Origin of the sequence: Longicatena caecimuris (assembly GCF_018406465.1) — a bacterium.
GTDB classification, from domain to species: Bacteria; Bacillota_I; Bacilli_A; order Erysipelotrichales; family Erysipelotrichaceae; genus Longicatena; species Longicatena caecimuris.
In genome coordinates this window covers 2,074,864-2,091,068 of record NZ_AP024510.1, presented here as the reverse complement: position 1 = coordinate 2,091,068, position 16,205 = coordinate 2,074,864, and the positions used below count along the sequence as shown (strand labels likewise).

At 47.3% G+C, this 16,205-nt stretch carries 23 protein-coding genes; all 23 read left to right on the top strand.

Annotation, left to right across the window (positions count from 1 at the left end):
• On the top strand, positions 1-516 hold the full coding sequence (locus KJS44_RS09895; protein ID WP_213540076.1) for an SLOG family protein: 516 nt from the start codon (positions 1-3) through the stop codon (positions 514-516).
• A gap of 138 nt (positions 517-654) precedes the next feature.
• Positions 655-1,119: a VOC family protein gene (locus KJS44_RS09890; protein WP_213540075.1), complete on the top strand. Its 465-nt coding sequence runs from the start codon at positions 655-657 to the stop codon at positions 1,117-1,119.
• Positions 1,120-1,168: 49 nt separating this feature from the next.
• On the top strand, positions 1,169-1,654 hold the full coding sequence (locus KJS44_RS09885) for a hypothetical protein (protein WP_213540074.1): 486 nt from the start codon (positions 1,169-1,171) through the stop codon (positions 1,652-1,654).
• A gap of 87 nt (positions 1,655-1,741) precedes the next feature.
• Positions 1,742-2,155, top strand: a complete 414-nt coding sequence (locus KJS44_RS09880) for a DUF3788 domain-containing protein (RefSeq protein ID WP_213540073.1) — start codon at positions 1,742-1,744, stop codon at positions 2,153-2,155.
• Positions 2,156-2,241: 86 nt separating this feature from the next.
• Positions 2,242-2,994, top strand: a complete 753-nt coding sequence (locus KJS44_RS09875) for an inositol monophosphatase family protein (RefSeq protein WP_213540072.1) — start codon at positions 2,242-2,244, stop codon at positions 2,992-2,994.
• A 250-nt stretch (positions 2,995-3,244) separates the two neighbouring features.
• On the top strand, positions 3,245-3,802 hold the full coding sequence (locus tag KJS44_RS09870; RefSeq protein WP_213540071.1) for a CD3072 family TudS-related putative desulfidase: 558 nt from the start codon (positions 3,245-3,247) through the stop codon (positions 3,800-3,802).
• Between the two features lie 35 nt (positions 3,803-3,837).
• Positions 3,838-4,254: a pyridoxamine 5'-phosphate oxidase family protein gene (locus KJS44_RS09865; RefSeq protein WP_213540070.1), complete on the top strand. Its 417-nt coding sequence runs from the start codon at positions 3,838-3,840 to the stop codon at positions 4,252-4,254.
• An 84-nt stretch (positions 4,255-4,338) separates the two neighbouring features.
• Positions 4,339-4,890, top strand: a complete 552-nt coding sequence (locus tag KJS44_RS09860) for a DUF3795 domain-containing protein (protein WP_213540069.1) — start codon at positions 4,339-4,341, stop codon at positions 4,888-4,890.
• Positions 4,891-5,161: 271 nt separating this feature from the next.
• Positions 5,162-5,806, top strand: coding sequence for a TetR/AcrR family transcriptional regulator (locus tag KJS44_RS09855; protein WP_213540068.1), 645 nt, complete (start codon positions 5,162-5,164; stop codon positions 5,804-5,806).
• A gap of 128 nt (positions 5,807-5,934) precedes the next feature.
• Positions 5,935-6,030: a cysteine-rich KTR domain-containing protein gene (locus KJS44_RS14820; RefSeq protein ID WP_458574478.1), complete on the top strand. Its 96-nt coding sequence runs from the start codon at positions 5,935-5,937 to the stop codon at positions 6,028-6,030.
• A gap of 170 nt (positions 6,031-6,200) precedes the next feature.
• Positions 6,201-6,626 (top strand): RNHCP domain-containing protein, encoded by a 426-nt coding sequence (locus tag KJS44_RS09845; protein WP_213540067.1) that lies wholly within the window; start codon positions 6,201-6,203, stop codon positions 6,624-6,626.
• Between the two features lie 163 nt (positions 6,627-6,789).
• Entirely contained in the window at positions 6,790-6,954 is a 165-nt protein-coding gene (locus KJS44_RS09840) for a DUF3789 domain-containing protein (RefSeq protein WP_213540066.1), read from the top strand.
• Positions 6,923-7,816, top strand: a complete 894-nt coding sequence (locus KJS44_RS09835) for an LPD28 domain-containing protein (RefSeq protein ID WP_213540065.1) — start codon at positions 6,923-6,925, stop codon at positions 7,814-7,816. The genes KJS44_RS09840 and KJS44_RS09835 overlap by 32 nt, the downstream gene beginning before the upstream one ends.
• Before the next feature lie 18 nt (positions 7,817-7,834).
• Entirely contained in the window at positions 7,835-9,943 is a 2,109-nt protein-coding gene (locus KJS44_RS09830; protein WP_213540064.1) for a DNA topoisomerase 3, read from the top strand.
• The gene (locus KJS44_RS09825) at positions 9,940-10,317 is read left to right on the top strand and encodes a cysteine-rich VLP protein (protein ID WP_213540063.1); all 378 of its coding nucleotides are present in this window, start codon (positions 9,940-9,942) and stop codon (positions 10,315-10,317) included. The genes KJS44_RS09830 and KJS44_RS09825 overlap by 4 nt, the downstream gene beginning before the upstream one ends.
• A gap of 240 nt (positions 10,318-10,557) precedes the next feature.
• Positions 10,558-11,082: a hypothetical protein gene (locus KJS44_RS09820; RefSeq protein ID WP_213540062.1), complete on the top strand. Its 525-nt coding sequence runs from the start codon at positions 10,558-10,560 to the stop codon at positions 11,080-11,082.
• Between the two features lie 11 nt (positions 11,083-11,093).
• Positions 11,094-11,732, top strand: coding sequence for a hypothetical protein (locus KJS44_RS09815; RefSeq protein ID WP_213540061.1), 639 nt, complete (start codon positions 11,094-11,096; stop codon positions 11,730-11,732).
• A gap of 11 nt (positions 11,733-11,743) precedes the next feature.
• The gene (locus KJS44_RS09810) at positions 11,744-12,682 is read left to right on the top strand and encodes a DUF4316 domain-containing protein (protein WP_213540060.1); all 939 of its coding nucleotides are present in this window, start codon (positions 11,744-11,746) and stop codon (positions 12,680-12,682) included.
• The gene (locus KJS44_RS09805) at positions 12,682-13,389 is read left to right on the top strand and encodes a hypothetical protein (protein ID WP_213540059.1); all 708 of its coding nucleotides are present in this window, start codon (positions 12,682-12,684) and stop codon (positions 13,387-13,389) included. The genes KJS44_RS09810 and KJS44_RS09805 overlap by 1 nt, the downstream gene beginning before the upstream one ends.
• Complete coding sequence (locus KJS44_RS09800; protein ID WP_213540058.1) at positions 13,386-13,730, top strand: plasmid mobilization protein; 345 nt, start codon at positions 13,386-13,388, stop codon at positions 13,728-13,730. The genes KJS44_RS09805 and KJS44_RS09800 overlap by 4 nt, the downstream gene beginning before the upstream one ends.
• Before the next feature lie 88 nt (positions 13,731-13,818).
• Positions 13,819-14,109 (top strand): CD1845 family protein, encoded by a 291-nt coding sequence (locus KJS44_RS09795; RefSeq protein WP_213540057.1) that lies wholly within the window; start codon positions 13,819-13,821, stop codon positions 14,107-14,109.
• 90 nt (positions 14,110-14,199) lie between these two features.
• Positions 14,200-14,709 carry a DUF3849 domain-containing protein gene (locus tag KJS44_RS09790; RefSeq protein WP_213540056.1) on the top strand — a complete coding sequence of 170 codons (510 nt, stop codon included), beginning with the start codon at positions 14,200-14,202 and terminating at the stop codon, positions 14,707-14,709.
• 32 nt (positions 14,710-14,741) lie between these two features.
• Positions 14,742-16,142 carry a relaxase/mobilization nuclease domain-containing protein gene (locus tag KJS44_RS09785; RefSeq protein ID WP_213540055.1) on the top strand — a complete coding sequence of 467 codons (1,401 nt, stop codon included), beginning with the start codon at positions 14,742-14,744 and terminating at the stop codon, positions 16,140-16,142.
• Positions 16,143-16,205: the final 63 nt, after the last annotated feature.

Sequence of the window (16,205 nt, the reverse complement as noted above, 5' to 3'; positions counted from 1 at the left end):
ATGGAAGGAAAGACTTGCTGTGTCACAGGACACAGAGATATACCTGCTGATGAAACAGCCCATGTAAAGGTGGCTCTGCGCCGGGAAATTGGAAAAGCAGTAAACGATGGTTTCACTATCTTTCTCTCCGGCTTTGCGGATGGCGTGGATCAATACTTTGCGGAGATTATTCTGGAGCTGCAGAATAAAAATCCAAATTTGAAGCTGATCGCGGTGCTTCCATACCGAAAACGGAAGGACAGCCTGTGCCAGAAGGAACACACAAACACCCTGTTGGACGCCTGTGCAGAGGTTATCATAATTCAGGAAGAATACAGGCCCAACGTCTATTCCAAACGCAACCGCTACATGGTGGAACATGCAGACCGTGTAATTGCGGTATATGACGGACGGGAAAAAGGCGGTACAGTTAAGACCATCCGTTATGCGCACCAATTTCGGAAGGAACTGCGGGAAATACCCGTAGGGTTAATCTTGGACAAAAACAGGACAAATCGTGGACAAAACCGGACATGAAAAAGTGGAGGTACAGGCTGCTCTATGGTATAATAAATGTTCAACCGTGAAGGCCAGTGACAATCCGGTTGGACTTACAGAGAATAATAAATCACCTTTTGCGAAAATGGGAAACCACAGTTTGAAAGGAGTATTTGCATGAAACACGTATGTATGCTTATAGCGGTGGCCGACATTAACGCCGCGAGAAAATTTTATGAGGATTTGTTTGGATTAGAGGTGTTCCAGGATTACGGTAAGAACATTGCTTTTACCTGCGGCCTGGCATTGCAGCAGGATTTTGACTGGCTTGTAGATCTGCCAAAAGAAAAGGTATTAAAAAAATCCAATAATGCGGAAATCGTTTTTGAGGAACAGGACTTTGACGGTTTTCTGAACAAGTTGAAAGAATACCCGGATATTGAATATCTGGGAGAAGTGATCGAGCATAGCTGGGGTCAGCGGGTGATTCGGTTTTACGATTTGGACGGGCATATCATAGAGGTTGGCGAGGATATGAAAATGGTGATAAAGCGTTTTCTTGCTTCCGGCATGACAATGGAAGAAGTCTCTGTGAAAATGGACGCTTCTATTGAGGATTTGACAAAACTTCTAAACAGCTAATACATGATGGACGAATAAGCAAATTAGAATTTTATGGAGGGAAAAGGTAATGGCAAAAGAAAAGGGTTCGTTCAAAGAGTTTCTATCGGCAGTTGCACCAGAATATCAATCATTTGTCGAGAAACTTAATAACAAACTTATTGAACAAGGCTGTGACCTTGTAATCAAGGAAGCAAAGAGCGGTTATGCTGCTTCATACCAACTAGAGAAGAAAACTGTAATGAATTGGGTGTTTCGGAAGTCGGGGGTTTTTGCACGTATTTACGGAGACAATGCTGGCAAGTATGAGGATATGATCGCTTCTCTGCCTGCTGAAATGCAAAAGAAAATGACTACTTCTCGTGACTGTAAGAGACTTATTGACCCTACTGCTTGTAGCGATACCTGTGTTAAAGGTTTTGTTTATACATTAAATGGCGATACACATAAAAAATGCCGTAATGACGGAATGTTCTTCCTACTGACAAACGAAACAGCGGAGCATATAGCTAGGTTGGTCTGTGCAGAGGTTACTGTGCGTAAGTCGGCTTCATAGCGACAGAATAGTTAAGTTCGATAAATTCCTGTTTATCAGAGAGTAACGCAACAGAAAAATAAATGGAAATTTATGGAGGGGGATACGATGCTTGAAAATATACCATCTCATTCAACTATGACGGAATTGCTTGGACAATCCTTGCTTGAAGTTTGGCAAGCATTATGTTTGGCTATTGATAAAAAATACGATATGGATCGAGTATGGAATACTGGTGGTAAGCAATGGGATTACGAGTATAAATATCGCAGAGGCGGTAAAACACTTTGCTGCCTATACGCTAAAAGTAATTGCATTGGATTCATGATTATCTTTGGAAAAGATGAAAGAATAAAATTTGAAGATATAAGGGGTACTCTTTCTGACGCCGTTTGCAGGCAATATGATGAGGCAAAAACCTATCGTGACGGAAAATGGGTCATGTTTGAACCGACCAATACGGCTGATTTTGATGATTACATGAAATTGCTGACTATCAAAAGAAAACCGAATCGGAAATAACAATTCCCATTTGCCGAGTTCCTTCAAACCTCATTTTCGTAGCAGTGTTTTGTAGTCAGATGACTGCGCCAATGGAGGAAATGTATATGGATATTCAGGAAATTATCAGTTTAGTAACAAAAACGCAGGGGCTAATAAAAAACCGTGAAATGGCTTCTCATGTGAAAGAGAAAGGTCTTGCGGACTATGTAACGCAGGTAGATATTGCTGTGCAAAATTTCTTAAAAAAGGAGCTGTTTGCCCTTGCACCGGATATTCAGCTTCTTGGAGAAGAAACCGGTTTGCAGGAAATGAAAGCGGAGAGCTTTTGGATTTTAGACCCGGTTGACGGGACTACAAACCTTATGCACGATTATCAGCACAGTGTTGTATCTTTAGCCCTTTGCCGCCAAGGGGAAATTGTTATCGGGATCGTGTATGATCCCTTCCATGAAGAAGTGTTTTCAGCGATTAAAGGCAAGGGGAGCTTCCTAAATGGACAGCCCATACATGTATCAAACGCAGAAAAACTATCCGACACGATAATTGGGCTGGGAACAGCAAAAAGAGAGCTGGCGGATGAACACTTTGCCCGGTTCCGCAGAGTGTTCGGCCAATGTCAGGATGTCCGCAGGATTGGGTCTGCCGCTCTGGAACTGGCATATACCGCCTGTGGCAGACAGGGAGGCTATTTCGAGATTTACCTGAATCCCTGGGACTATGCTGCCGGTATGCTGTTGATTCAGGAGGCAGGAGGTAAAATAACTGATTTTACGGGGAATCTGCTTGATCCGAGGAAAGGCAGCAGCGTAGCAGGAACAAACGGATATATACATACAGAACTGCTAAAGTTGATATAAAGGGTAACAAATCAGTACTCGGAGGAAAAGTATATGAAAATATTTATAGGGTAAAGCGGAATACTGCTGGTTGTCATATGAACCTAAGAACGAAATTGCCAGTCAATTATACCGTTCGTTTGGATTTGTTAAAACCGGAGAAATGTACGAAGAAGAGCTGATTGCAATTCTGAAATTATAAAGACAACTTACAGTTTATCAGAGAGTAACACAACAAAAAACAAATTCGAGCTTAAAAAGAGGAAAATTTATGTTTGAGGACGGTCGAAGCAAAAAAGTTATTTTTATAGCGCATTGTATATTAAATCAAAATTCAATATCTGATGGAACAGCCGTTTTTCCAGCAACTTTTAAGGATGTAATAAAAATTCTTCTTGATGCTGATATTGGTATTGTCCAAATGCCATGTCCTGAACTTTGCTGTTTAGGGCTTAATAGAGGAAATAACGATGGGGCAGATGTTCCTGTCGTTATTGAAAATACCCGTATTCGTAAGGAAATGCAAAAAGCGGAATCATACAAAATGCTAATGGTTCAGGTTGAATATGTGATGAAACAGATAACAGAATACAATGCCTACGGCTTCGAGATAATCGGGATTATTGGTGCAAATCGTTCGCCAAACTGCGGTGTGGAAACCACATCAGATTTTAACAAAGAGATAAACGGTAAAGGTATTTTTATGAGCGAACTTAGCAATAGAATAAATGCGGAAAACTTGAATATTCCTATGCTGGGTATCAAAGGCACTGATAATGTTCTTGAGCAAGTAAAGTCTATCATTCCAGTCTGTCAGAACTTTGAATAGATCTGGAAAATGTAATTTGAAGGGAGAATAATTCAATGAAAGAATTTAGTCGAGAAGCCGAACAGATCATGAATGAACGCTTTGGAAAAGACGCAATTATAGCATTGGCAACAACAGAAAATAAAACGCCTTATGTGCGATATGTAAATGCCTATTACGAAGATGGTGCATTTTATATCATTACCCATGCCCTCTCAAATAAAATGAAACATATAAAAGATAACTCTGTTGTTGCAATCGCCGGCGAATGGTTTACAGCGCACGGGAAAGGTGTTAGCCTGGGTTATTTCAGAAAAAAAGAGAATTGTGTGATTGCTGAAAAGCTGAAAAAGGTCTTTGCAGAATGGATCGATAACGGCCATACTGATTTTGACGATGAAAACACTATCATTCTGCGTGTGGAATTAACAGATGGCTTGTTGCTCTCGCATGGTACAAGATATGAGTTTTAAGTTTTCAAATTTTCTACTTTGCTATGTCAAGTATTATCAGAGCTTGTCTTGAATATTTGCAGGCAGGCTGTTTAAGGAGGTTCCATGAAAGGATTTAACCGACCAAATCAATTATTTTCCCTCTGCGGTTTGAATTGCGGGCTTTGCCCCATGTTCTTGAATAAAAACTGCCCCGGCTGCGGCGGCGGTGAGGGGAACCAATCCTGCAAAATCGCAAGGTGCAGCATGGAACATGGCGGTGTTGAATATTGTTTCCAATGCAGTGAATACCCTTGCGAAAAATACGATCATATTGACGACTTTGATTCCTTTATAACACATCGAAACCGAAAATCTGATATGGAAAAGGCCAAACGATTCGGGATAGATGCTTATAATGCAGAGCAGGCGGAAAAAGCAAAAATCCTGGAGGTTTTCTTGTTGGGCTATAATGATGGCCGCAAAAAGACACTCTTTTGTGTAGCCGTCAACCTTTTAGAACTGCAAGACCTACAAACGGTACTCAGGGAAATTGAACGTAAACCTGATATGGAAACACTGACGCTCAAAGAAAAAAGCGCCTTTGTTGCTGGATTACTGCAAGATGCAGCGGCAACGAAAAATATCGATTTAAAGCTTCATAAGAAAAAGGGATAATTTGAATATACTATGATTTTTACACATGAATCATTGCTTATAGATCATCTAATCTTCCCTTCTCTCAATTAAATATTTTTGAAACTGCGCCACATATTTTCAGTGGTGCTTTTTCTCTGTAATAAAACGCAAAGGTATTGGAAGCCTTTGCTTTTTTTAATCCAATAAAAGTTATTTTACAAATAAATCGTTCAAACACACTTGACAAATAAACGCTCGTTTACTATAATGCAGATATGTAAACGAGCGTTTACTTGCAGGAGGTGTGAAAATGGCTAATACAAAAGAAAATATTTTAGTAACCGCTCTTAGACTGTTCGCCCAAGATGGCTATGAAGCAGTTTCTGTGAGTAAGATTGCGGGAGAATTGGGCATGACAAAAGGCGCACTATATAGACACTATAAAAATAAGCGCGATATTTTCGATAAGATTTTTGAACATATATGCCAATTAGACATTGAACGATCTAAAAAAGCAGGCATTCCAGAAAAAGAATTTGATGGAACCACAGAACTTTTTAGGAATACTTCAATACAAAGCGTTAAGGCATATATGGAGTCTCAATTTCATTATTGGACAGAGGATGAAATTGCTTGCAATTTTCGCAAAATGTTGACATTGGAACAGTACAGAAATTCCGAAATGACAAGCCTTTATCAAAAAGTTTTGGGAAATGGCCCTGTCAGTTTTATCGAGGATTTATTTCGTGAAATGATGGAACAAGGAGTTTGGTGCAAAGGTGAGCCAAAGCAAATGGCGGTTGAATTTTATGCTCCCTTTTATCTGTTATTAACTATTTCAGATGCAGCACATGATAAGGAAGAAAGAGAAAAAATTGAAAATCTCTTTACAGAGCATATGGATCGTTTCATAGAAAAATATGCAATAACGGACGGCTATGCTGAAAAAGGCTAATTGTTGAATTAACAGATAACGTAAAGTAGGAATGTGAGCATATGGAATTTGAATGGGTTTTGTGCCCTGTTTGCAAAAACAAGACACTCTTGAAATAGAGAGAAGATACATTTTTAAGAAACTACCCTTTGTTCTGTCCAAAGTGTAAACAAGAACGAATTATTTCAGCGGAAAACTTAAAGATAGTCGTTATTGAGGAAACATCTGGTTTTCCGAAAATATAATAATTTACAAAGTCCAACGAAAGTTGTGCTTATAAAAACAGGAGGATTTTTATGTATAAGAAATATTTATTATCGGAGATTGTTTGCTAACCGGGAGGTTTGCGTAAAATCAATCTCTACCAAACCTCCCAAAAGGGCAATTACCAAGACTTTTAGGAGGATCAATTTTCATGAATAGAGAAAACAAACGGAAACAATATGAAAAAGGGTATTATCGTACTCATGCTTGTAATGACAGTTTTACCTGCAAAGTTTGTGGCAGGCTTGTTGTGCCAGCAGGTGCCGGAAGTGATCACCGCAATCATTGTCCAAACTGTTTGCACAGTCTCCATGTGGATATAGAAACTGGCGACCGTGAGTCTGATTGCGGTGGTATTATGGAGCCGATAGCGGTATGGGTACGTAAAAATGGTGAATGGGCAATTATCCACCGTTGCCGTAGATGTGGACAACTTTCATCTAACCGAATAGCAGCCGATGACAATCCCATGAAACTAATGTCAATCGCCATGAAACCCGTAGCACTTCCACCATTCCCGCTTGAAAAAATTGAAGAAATGACAGATTTAATGGCTGGAGATGGAAAGTTAAAGTAAATATAAAACTATACAGAGCAAGACGCAGAGCCAATAACACGCAAATTAAAATGCGGTTATCGGCTCTTTTTCTTGGGAAAGAAATGGCAACCGCTAGGGCGGTATTGCCGTGTCAGATTTTATCTTTGCTATATAAGCTAAATTCAAAAAGGAGGCGATTTTTATGTGGAATCTTATAGCACACTTTCTGACCTTTACTTGCGGTATGTCTGCCGGCGTTGTACTGATGTGTATTTTGCAGGCTGGAAAGCGAGCGGACGAAGAATTTGAACAAATGCAAAGGAGGAATCGTGTAAATGAGCATGGATGCGACGAAGGAACAATTTGAACATGTGGAGCTGTTTGGAAAACCGGCTCTGTTTACAAATTCGCGGATGGATGTGAGTACAGTGCCGCTGGGCTTTTACTGCTATAACCTGCGGGGTTCGGACAATGATCCCGGCAGGCCGGTAACATTGGAGTTGTATGTAGGTGTCAACCATGCGGGTACTGTCCTGACTCCTGAACCGGTCAAGATTCCAAAGAGCGGTTATAAGCGTCTGCGGGATGGATTGAATTTCCTGGGCGACGAAATCAGCTTGAAAGAATTCTGTGCGGAATACAAACTTCAATACTGTCCCCGCTTTGAGATACGTCCTGCTTCCAATGATGAGGCAGGCATTTTTTATGCACAGACGCCAGATCAAGATAAACAGATGGGCGCCATCGGTCATGTCCGCATTGACTTTGGAGCAGGCGGTAAGGAATTTTGGCATACCTGGCACCCGCGCGGGGAAGAAAGTCTGAACAGCGCCGCTTTTAAAAAAGAATTAGGCCAAGTGGTCGATCAGCTTAGAGACAGTGTTTTGAAGGACTTAAATTCCATGAGCCGCTTCTGCTACAGCCACGGCGGGGCAATCGAAGGCGGCTGGCGGCAGAATTATGGATATGTAGTGGAGACAGAGAATTACCGCTACTGTCTGCGCTGCTCCCCCGGACAAGGCGATTACCATGCCTATCTTACCTGCTTTGACCGAAACATCCAGCGGGCAAATCTGGTAAAGGAAACCACCGCAGCCCTCAGTGGGTGCGCTGACAGCCAGAAAAAAGGCGTGGTGGAGCAGCTTTCCAGCCACCGACAGCAGATACAGGAAAAAGACACTATGAAACCCAAAACAAAGCAAATAGGCCGGAATAAACCGGAACTATAAGAAATGGAGGTTACAGGAATGAAATTAGTAATTGCGGAAAAGCCCTCTGTCGCCATGTCGCTGGCGGCGGTTCTGGGTGCGAATGAGAAAAAAGACGGCTACATGGAGGGCGGCGGTTATCTGGTAAGCTGGTGCGTGGGGCACCTTCTGGAACTGGCACAGCCGGAGGCCTACGGGGAACAGTACGCCAGATGGCGTTATGGCGATCTGCCGATCCTGCCGGAAGAATGGAAATACGAAGTGCCGAAGGATAAGAAAAAGCAGCTTGACCTCTTATGCCGGCTGATGAAAGACAAACGGGTGGAATCGGTTGTATGCGCTACGGATGCCGGGCGTGAGGGCGAGCTGATCTTCCGTCTGGTCTATGAGTATGCCGGATGCAGCAAGCCGATGGAACGCCTCTGGATTTCCAGTATGGAGGACGCAGCGATCCGTGATGGGTTTGAACACCTGCGTCCTGGCAGCGATTACGATAAACTCTATGACGCGGCGGTCTGCCGAGCCGGTGCTGACTGGCTGATCGGCATTAACGCCACCCGGCTTTTCTCTGTCTTGTATGGCGTCACGCTCAATGTGGGGCGCGTCATGTCACCCACGCTGGCCCTTCTGGTACAGCGGGAGGCGGATATTCAAGCATTTACGAGCAAGCCCTTTTATGTGCCGGAGATCACCTGCGGCGGCTTTGTTTCCTCCGGCGAAAAGCTGCCGGATAAGGCCGGAGCTGAAAAAATCTTTATGGATTGTGACGGGCAGGCTGCTTCGGTGCTGTCCGTGGAGAAACAGGTCAAGACAGTACAGCCGCCCCGCCTATACGATCTGACAACCTTACAGCGGGAATGCAACCGTATCTATGGGTATACAGCTCAACAGACCCTTGACTATGTACAATCCCTCTATGAGAAAAAGCTGGCGACCTATCCCCGGACGGACAGCCAATATTTAACCGAGGATATGCAGGCAACCGCTACCTCCCTGATTCTCTGGCTGCGGGACAATATGCCTTTTGGAAAGGGCTGCGCCGGGGAACCGGATATTGACCGCATAACGGACGGCAGCAAAGTCACCGACCATCACGCTATTATTCCTACGGTGGAGATTGCCCGGGCGGATTTATCGGAGCTTCCTTCCGGGGAGCGGGATGTACTGACACTGATCGCTGCAAGGCTGCTTTCTGCCACGGCCCAGGCCCACCGGTTTGAGGCGGTAACGGCAGTTTTGGACTGCCAGGGCAATTCCTTCACGGCAAAAGGAAAAACCGTATTACAGGCCGGATGGAAGGAAGTGGAACGTCTCTACCGAATGGGATTAGAAGAATCCAAGCCGGAGGATAACGAGAATACGGATGTCTCCCTTCCCATGCTGCAGGAAGGACAGTTATTTGAAATGGTCTCTGCCAGCGTCCGGGAGGGCAAAACTTCCCCGCCGAAGCACTATACGGAGGATTCCCTTTTGGCGGCTATGGAGACCGCTGGCGCCGAGGACATGCCGGAGGACGCCGAGCGCAAGGGATTAGGCACCCCGGCCACCCGTGCGGCTACTTTGGAGAAACTGGTCTCTGCCGGATTTGTGCAGCGGAAGAAAAAGCAGCTTATCCCCACGGAAAAAGGTACGAACCTGATTCTGGTCCTGCCGGATAACATTAAATCGCCCATGCTCACCGCGGAATGGGAATCCATATTAAAGCAGGTGGAGCGCGGCGAAGTTCCGGCAAAAGATTTCATGGATGGGATCGCAGATATGAGCCGGGCGCTTGTCAAGGCCCATACCGCCCCGGAGGAATGTTTTGCCGGTCTGTTCCCAGATGCAAAGAAAAATGGGCGTGAGGCTGTCGGCACCTGCCCCCGCTGCGGCGGAACCGTATATGAGGGCAAAAAAGGGTTTTTCTGCGACAACCAAAGCTGTTCCTTTGCCCTCTGGAAAGATAATAAGTTCTTTTCCGGAAAGAAAAAATCCATAACAAAGTCTGTTGCGGCGGCCCTTCTGAAAGAGGGCCGCGTTTCTATGTCCGGGCTTTACAGCGAAAAGACGGGAAAAAACTATGACGCGGTGGTGCTGCTGGATGATACAGGCGGCAAATATGTAAATTTCAAGCTGGAATTTCCGGCTAAGAAAGGCAGGAGGAAATGAACGGGCCTCCCTTACGGGAATTAACCAGGCAGGAACGGGCGGCAATCCGAAGGCTGGTGACAGACCTTTGCGCCAACTTTGACAATCAGGAAAAGCTCTGCCTCCCCTTAGACTGCCCCTGTTACATGCTGCATAAATGGTGGACCGGCTCTTTCTGCCGGTACTTTCAAGAGGCGGTGCTGCCGGTGGACCCGGCACTGGAATCTGCCATTACAGGTGAGGACACTTCCCTGAAACAGAAAACTTGCCCGGTCTGCGGCAGGGCATATCTTCCCACCACCAGCCAGGCGTATTGTTCTGATTCCTGCCGTGCTTTCGCAAGACGGAAATCCGAGCGGGAGCGCAAACGCAGGGAACGGCTGAATAAGAGGTGATGTGTCCGCAACTTAACCAAAAAGAGGCTTGATTATTAAGGCTTTCAGGCTCCGGTTTGAGGGGGATCTATATTAGAATACTCCCAGCCTCCAAAATGAAGTTAAGTTGCGGACAAAGGCGCTTTGAGGGCGCTTATTTTTTGCTTTCTCAGGGATGACGCCAAACCTAACGATCTGGCAGATCGTTCCCTTCGGGAACGGCTGCGCGGCGTTGCCGCTATCAGAAAACAGTCAGGAGGGATGCTTATAGAAAAAATACCGATCACGGCGGATATTATGCGGATCGATACAAAGACGCAGGCCATTGACATGCAACAGATCAATAACCGGCGCTTTCTGTATAATCCCATAACCGCCGTTCTTGTGCTGGGACGGCAGTATGGAAAAGCCAAAGGTTTACCGGCCAGCCATGCCGAGGAACTTGCCGGCACCGGGATCACAAAAGATTTTGATGATTTTGTCCGGGGCTGGATCGGCACCGGCGGGGACTATCCCAAAGGGGTGATCCACTTCGCGCCTTGTGTGGACGAGAGAAATATCAAGCTGTTTGACCGGGCTTTTGACACACTGAAAATGTTTCAGGAAAATGGCGCGCTGGCGGGCACGGTGGTCCGTGGCTTCGGAGAACGCTGGGAGCAGCCGTTATCCGATATTTTTACGGACATGAGGGAACTGGAGCAGAAACCCTCTGTCCGCAAGCAGCTAAAGAAACAGCCGGAGGCAAAAGCCACCCGGCAGAAAACCAATCATCAACAGGAACGATAGGAGGCGATTTTTTGAATATCAACACGATCACAACCGATGACCTGCGGCGCATGGAGGGCAGAGACGGCCTGATCTTGCAGGGCTGCGGCGGGGATTTGAGGGAATGGGTGAACGGGATCAACGAGATGTTCACCGAGGCTGGCATTTTGAAGGACGGCAGTAAATTTGAGGATGTTTCCACTTTCCAGTATGGGGAGCTGACCTGTCTGCTCTACCCTTTCGAGGATGTAAAGCTGGACATTGGGAAACTTGCCATGTGGCGTTTACAGACCCATGAGAATTTCGGGGGTACCTGGCTGTCCGATTTTGTACCAAACCGTTTGGGCGGTTTTATCGGGGAACCTTCGCCGGAGCCGGAAAAGCCGGATTGTGCGCTGATCGGCCAGGACGGTAATATCTTCAACCTGGTAGGCATTGCGGCCCGTACCCTGCGGGAGCATGACCTGAAGGACCAGGCAAAGGAAATGAAGGAGCGGGTGTTTGCTTCCGGCAGTTACGGGGAGGCGCTTTGTATCATTGGTGAGTATGTCAATATCACGGATTCCGAAGCGGCGCCGGAGCACAGACCTTCCCTCCGGCAGCAGATAAAAGACGCAAAGCAGACGGAGACACCCCAAAAACAGAAACCATCAAAACAGCAGGAACGATAAGGAGGATCAGAATGGGAAAAGAAACAACCTACGGCGTATGGGCGGTGCGCAGCGGCGCTTCTATCTTCGGCCATGCCGAGGCGTGGTGCAAGGAGGATGGAAAGCCTTTGGAATTTGACGCCCACGAGGCTGCGGAGGCTTACGCCAGAGAAATGAACAGCAAAACCAACGCCAATGTTCATTATTATGCACAGGAGAAAGAACCAGAACCGGGCGCCGTCAGAAAGACTTCCGCACAGGCGCAGCCGGATTTGGATGCCCGTGCCCATGAGGAAGTGACGCCGAGAAATGACGCAGCGGAGAAACGGAACGAGATTCCCGGCAGACAGATCATGCCGGAGGCGGACCCGCTGGTGCAAATCCGCTCTGCGGTCCACAGCAATTATGCAGGCATGGTCGCCATGCTGGGCGCAGATAACCGGGTGTACCTGGGCCGTGAGGAACGCTGCCACTATCAGGATATGCAGGCGTCCTATTATGATAATCAGGACGGCTCCCTGTGCTTTGTCTGCGACCAGCCGGATATGTACTATTTTCTTTATGGGGAGGGCTGGGCGCATACCCAGGCGGAAATGCTGGAGCGCGGCCTTACCCTGCGCCAGTATGAGGAATTTGCAAGGCTTCGGGACGGCGTGCTTTCACAGTTTACGCCCCATAGAGAAATCCTGTTTGCCGGGCAGCCTTTCCAGGCGCCCGAAAGCTATCTGCGCAATGCGGAGCTTTACGAGGAAGGCCAGACCGGAAATTACAATATGCTGGATGGCAGACTGAATAATGAACCTCCGGAACGCCCTGATTTGACGGACGGTCAGACTTATGAGGAAATCCGGGAACTGGCGCCGGAAACATTGCCGGAGGAAAAGCCTTCCCTGATGGAACGGCTGAAGGCAGACCGCCCGGAGCATGAAGCAAGGCAGGCAGCGCCGCTTATGGCAGAGAGGGAACGCTGATGGGTGCGGTAAGGTTCGAGGGCGTGGATATACTGGACAGCCTGGAGCAGATCATGGAGCTGCACACGCAGCATTATAAGGATGATTTTGACCTGGATAAAGAGCTGATTCCAAAGCTGGCCGTATCAGGGGAACCAGAGGACCGGCACCTTCTCTGGCTATCGCGGCCCTGCGGCACCTATACCCTGCGGGAATGGGAGGTCTATCTGGAGGGCAGCCATGCAAATAAAGTGTGGAAGTTCTACCATGAACAGACGAAAGACCCGGTCCTTGCTTATGCCCTCTCTATCAAAGATGTGCTGGACGGAAAAGTGATCGGGAATATCTATCCGCTGGATTATGGGTCGCATGTGGAGCGGGTAAAGCTGCTGACCTGCCCTATTGGAAATGTAGCTGTTGCTTTCGAGGATGGAACCAATATCATAATTCCCTACCAGGACCGGAGGCGGCTTATGAACGAGCTTATGCCGCTGCATGGGAGCCCAAAGTCAATGACCGAGCTGCCGGAGAATGAGCGGGAGCTTGCCATAATCCTGAAACGGGAACGGCTCAAACGCTCTTACCATGCCACAAACGGCGATATAAACGAGTATATTGACGGCCTGAAAAAAGGTACTCTGCGTGGAAAGCTCAAAGAGTCCCGGGCAGCCGCCATTTCCGCTCATAAACCGCCTTTCCCTTCCCCCAAAAAGGAGCCGGAACGATGAAAGCCGGGCATAACAAAAAATCCGTCCGGGTGGAATTCGTTATGTCTGAACAGGAGGCGGAGCTGGTAAAGGGGCGCATGGCGGAGCTCGGCATTACCAACCTCTCCGCATATCTGCGCAAGATGGCAGTAGACGGTTATATCATCCATCTGGATATGAGCGACATCCAGGAAATGATACGGCTTCTTCGCATCTGCTCCAATAACTTAAACCAGTACGCCAGACGTGCCAATGAGACAGGGAGTATTTACGCCGCCGACGTGGACGATCTGCGCACCCGCCTGGACAGTTTGTGGGATGGCATGGATAAGCTGCTGCGGGGATTTGCGAATATTTCATAAACAGGCACGAAAGCGGTTGCTTTTCTCAGGCTGGCACGATAGAATTTCTATAAGGGCAAAACTGCCCTATTGAAAGGAGGCGGAGCGTATGCGCCTGATTGGTAAATTGCTGGCACTTCCCCTTATGTTAGTAACGGGGATTCTCTATTTGATGTGTAAATTTCTTGTCGTAATTTCCGGCGCTGTGCTGGGAATTCTATCAGGAATTGTTTTTCTGGCGGCGCTGGTGCTATTCTTCATTGCCGGGTTCTGGCCGGGGCTTTCATGGCTGGTGATTGCGTTCCTGATCAGCCCCTACGGTCTGCCAATGGCGGCGGCCTGGCTGGTGGGGATTATCGGCGGAGCAAACAGCGCGTTAAAGGATTTTGTATTTGGTTAAGCAGTTTCGGCGGGGCTCATTGGCAGCCCCGCCCTTTTTCTATAATTATGGCTGTCTGTCATGGCAGCTTTTTTGATTGGAGGAATTTGATTGAAAGATACAACACCAATTTATTTTCACTCGGCAGCCTATGCGCATGAGCATGGGGAACTGGATCAGTACCGCACTTCCCACAAAGCAAACATTGCGTGTAAGGAGGCAATCGAACAGGCTATTGCGGACAACTACCGGGATAACCGTTTAGGCCCCGCATGTGTGCAGCAGGTCTTACAGCAATTTGATTCTGGCCGGATTTTCTATGTCCTCGCCAACACGGTCCGGCAGAAAGAGCATGACGGGCGAATTTCCCATGATAATAAAGCCTGGGCGCAGACAATCCCGGTCTGTGAGGATAAAGACGGTTTCGGATATGACCGGAATGTTTCCTTTGTTGTAGACCGCAGCCATACAGGGCTGATGGATTTATTTCTCACACAAGCAAGACGGGAGTATGCGTTGGCACAGGAGAAACCTTCTGTCCGTGACAGCCTGAATAAAAGTGTCGGGCAGCAGGCGGCTCACAGTGATAAACCGAAAATGAAAAAAGAACAGGAACGATAACAGAGCCGGTTTTACAGTAAGGGGGTGATGAGATGGCGACCACACGGCTCATGCCGCTGCACGTTGGGAAAGGCCGGGATGTTTCCACGGCGATTGCGGACATCATTGATTATGTGGAGAATCCGCAGAAAACCGATTTTGGAAAATTCATTTACGGGTATGAGTGCGACACTCGGACCGCTGATGCGGAGTTTCTTTTATCCAAGCGCCAGTATGCGAACCTGACCGGACGTAACCGAGGCGTGGATGATGTGATTGCCTACCATCTCCGGCAGGCGTTCAGGCCCGGCGAGGTCACGCCGGAAGAAGCGAACCAGATTGGGCGGGAGCTGGCATTGAAACTAACGAAGGGAAACCATGCTTTTGTTGTCTGCACCCATGTGGATAAACACCATGTCCATAATCACATTATCATAAATTCTACCACGCTGGACTGCCAGAAAAAATTCCGCAACTTCTGGGGCTCTACCTGGGCGATCCGGCGCATGAATGACAAACTGTGCCTGGAGCATGGGCTTTCCATTGTAGAGAATCCGAAACCCAGCCGGGATCATTACGGCACATGGATGGGAAGTCAGAAACAGCCTTCCCATCAGGAACAGCTACGATGGGCTATCGATGCTGCCCTGGAAGAAAAGCCGAAAGACTTTGAAGAACTTTTGAAGAAGCTGGAGGCGGCTGGGATGGAAGTCAATCAGGAACGAAAGTACCTCCGTTTTCGCCTGTCACCGGAGCATAGATATACCCGATGTGACACGCTAAAGGGCGACTATACCGAGCAGGCCATCAAAGAACGGATTGCCGGCACCCAGACGGTGAATCCTCGCCGTACCTCTCCCCAAAAGCCGGTTTCCAAAGTCGGGCTGCTGGTGGATATTGAGGCGGCGATCTGTTCCGGCAAGGGGCCGGGGTATGAACGCTGGGCGAAGGTATTCAACTTAAAGCAGCTCTCCCAGGCGGTGATCTGGCTCAAAGAGCATGGCGATATGAGCTATGAGGATTTGCAGAAAAAATCAGACGCCGCTACCGCCAGCTTCAATGCGCTGTCGGTACAGATCAAGGAGCTGGAATCACAGATGACCGCCAACGGAGAGCTGCAGAAACAGATTGTAAATTATGCCAAGACGCGGGCAATCTATGTGGAGTACCGGAAAGCCGGGTACAGCAAAAAATTCCGTGCGGCACATGAGACGGAAATCCTGCTGCAACAAGCGGCGAAGAAACACTTTGACGAGCTGGGGATCACAAAGCTGCCTTCCGTCAAATCTCTGCGGGAGGAATACGCCGGACTTCTGGAGCAGAAACGGAAAGCCTACTCTGCTTACAAGCAGGCCAGGGCTGATATGAAAGAGCTTTATAATGTTAAAGCCAATGTGGACTATCTGTTGGGCGAGTCTGTGATGGAACGGGAGCGGGATAATGCACGCCAGTGATAGTTTTGTGTTTTTAATCAGATTGCTTAAATTATAATTCAATGTTCTGGAAAGAAATTTTTC